The 2,368-nt window shown below is 51.5% G+C and carries 3 protein-coding genes and 1 pseudogene; 2 read left to right on the plus strand and 2 right to left on the minus strand.

The window, feature by feature from the left end; genetic code table 11:
• Both BBW68_RS08405 and BBW68_RS16380 read left to right on the plus strand, forming a co-directional pair.
• Window positions 1-399, plus strand: a 399-nt coding sequence (locus BBW68_RS08405; RefSeq protein ID WP_148127474.1) for an IS30 family transposase, incomplete at its 5' end; no start/stop codon positions are given.
• A 94-nt stretch (window positions 400-493) separates the two neighbouring features.
• Window positions 494-625, plus strand: a pseudogene (locus BBW68_RS16380) (LysR family transcriptional regulator); the annotation flags it as partial.
• Between the two features lie 34 nt (window positions 626-659).
• Here BBW68_RS16380 and BBW68_RS08410 read toward each other — a convergent pair.
• Window positions 660-1,649, minus strand: a complete 990-nt coding sequence (locus BBW68_RS08410) for an aldo/keto reductase (protein ID WP_070134915.1) — start codon at window positions 1,647-1,649, stop codon at window positions 660-662.
• Window positions 1,650-1,675: 26 nt separating this feature from the next.
• On the minus strand, window positions 1,676-2,368 hold a 693-nt coding region (locus tag BBW68_RS08415), incomplete at its 5' end, for an aldo/keto reductase (RefSeq protein ID WP_070134917.1).

Consider the following 2,368-nt stretch of genomic DNA (forward strand, 5'->3'; position numbering starts at 1 on the left):
CTGGTCGAACGTAAAAGCCGTATTTATCTGACGAAGAAGGTTTTTTCTAAAGACTCTGCCGAAGTTGCCGCCGCTATTATCTCGATGCTGAGCGGCTATAAGGACGTCTGTCACACAATCACGTTCGACAACGGCAGGGAGTTTACCCGGCACAAGGAAGTCGCTGACGCGTTGGAAGCGGAAACCTACTTCGCTCATCCATATGCCTCGTGGCAGCGCGGGCTAAACGAGAACACCAATGGGTTGTTGAGGCAGTTTATCCCGAAAGGAACTGACCTGACGGCAGTGACGGATGACGAGCTCCGCAAGTACCAGGGAGCACTGAATAGCAGGCCACGGAAATGCCTTGGGTTCCGGCAACCTTCAGTGGTCTTTGTAGAGCTAAAACAGGCGGCTTAGCGTTGCACTTCAAACTTGAATCCGCTAACCTATTTTTGATGTTGAATTGAACATATTAAAATCAGGCAATTACACAATTTCGTGTAAAGGCTCATCAGGAGAACTTATTCAGGTTCTGCAGGACTGGTGTCCATCTTTCCCCGGATATTATCTTTACTACCCGAGCCGAAAGCAGCATCCGCCTGCTTTTGCGCTGATAATCGATGTACTTCGCTACTCGGAATGACGGGTCTGCCATACGCTGTGGACCCGTCCGGGTATTAACGGCCTACGCGAGCTTGGTGCTCCGGAGAGTAACGTTCGCCAACGATTTTAATCGTCTCAAGCGCCTGAGTTATCTGACGCGAATTTTCCTGCGAAAGAATGATTTCGACAGCCCCCAGGTTTTCCTCCAGCCGGTGTAGTTTAGTGGTACCAGGGATAGGAGTAATCCACGGCTTTTGTGCCAGCAGCCATGCCAGAGCGATTTGCGCAGACGTCACACCTTTCTCTGCAGCCAGCTCTCCCAACAGGGAGACCAGCTTTTCATTGGTTTCAATCGCCTGTTCGGCAAAACGCGGCACGGTACTGCGGTAATCATCCTTGCCGAACATTGTCCCTGGTTTTATTGAGCCCGTCAGGAAGCCTTTGCCTAATGGGCTGAAAGGAACAAAACCAATGCCTAGTTCTTCCAGTAATGGCAAGATCTCCTGCTCTGGCTCGCGCCACCACATGGAGTATTCGCTTTGCAGCGCCGTGACAGGTTGTACAGCGTGCGCACGACGAATGGTTTGTGTGCCAGCCTCGGACAGACCGAAATGCTTGACTTTGCCTTCAGCTATCAGACCTTTCACGGTTCCCGCAACATCTTCAATGGGAACATTCGGGTCGACACGGTGTTGATATAGCAGATCAATGACATCAGTCTTAAGACGGCGTAATGACCCTTCAACAGCTTCACGGATATGCTCCGGACGGCTGTTTAAAATCTGCTGCTTGTTGTCATCACCAAAGGTGAAACCAAACTTAGTGGCGATGACCACACGATCACGAAACGGTTTTATGGCTTCACCGACTACTTTTTCATTAAGGAAGGGGCCGTACACTTCAGCGGTATCAAAGAATGTGACGCCACGTTCAACCGCTGCGCGAATGAGCTCGATAGCCTGACGGGTATCGATCACCGGGCCGTAGCCGTGGCTGAGGCCCATGCAGCCGAGTCCAAGTGCGGAGACTTCGAGTCCGGATTTACCCAGATAACGTTTTTGCATTGAATGAATACCTCATTTATCGCGACTTAAACATCCAGTTTGCGGCCAGTCAGCCATTCCACCATCGCCGGGTCGCGGTGAGAGAAGAAGGCGCTGGTTGCGGTATCGAGGGCAGCAATCTGCTGCATATCTTCAGAATTGAGTTCAAAATCGAGAATGTTGATGTTCTCTTCCATGCGTTCTTTTCGCACCGATTTCGCCAGCGAAACGATGCCTCGCTGGTAGATCCACCGCAGCACAACCTGACCCACGCTTTTACCATACTTCTGCCCAATCGCCGTCAACACGGGATGCTGGAACAGACCATTTTTACCCTCAGCAAAGGGGGCCCAGGCTTCCGGCTGAATGCCACGGCTTTGCATCCATGGAACGGCATGCAACTGCTGGTTGAAGGGGTTAACTTCAATCTGGTTTACCGCAGGGACAACCTTGTTGAAGGCGATAAGGTCGGCCAGTCGGTCAGGATGGGAGTTGCTGACGCCAATGGCGCGAATTTTTCCTGCCTGTTGCAGTTCTTCCATGGCACGCCACGCCCCATGGACATCGCCGTAAGGCTGGTGAATCAGGTACAGGTCAACGTAATCAAGTTGCAGCCGATTCAGGGAGCGTTCGAACTGTGCTTTAGCGCCTTCGTAACTGGTATCCTGCAACCAAAGTTTGGTTGTGACAAAAAGTTTGTTCCGTACAATACCGGTTTGTTTCAGTGCGTTCCCGACCTG

This window comes from Candidatus Erwinia dacicola (genome assembly GCF_001756855.1).
Taxonomy (GTDB): domain Bacteria; phylum Pseudomonadota; class Gammaproteobacteria; order Enterobacterales; family Enterobacteriaceae; genus Erwinia; species Erwinia dacicola.

What these genes read in the sequence shown, in the direction of transcription:
- BBW68_RS08410 (WP_070134915.1), bottom strand. Translation starts at nt 1,649, where the DNA reads ATGCAAAAACGTTATCTGGGTAAATCCGGACTCGAAGTCTCCGCACTT.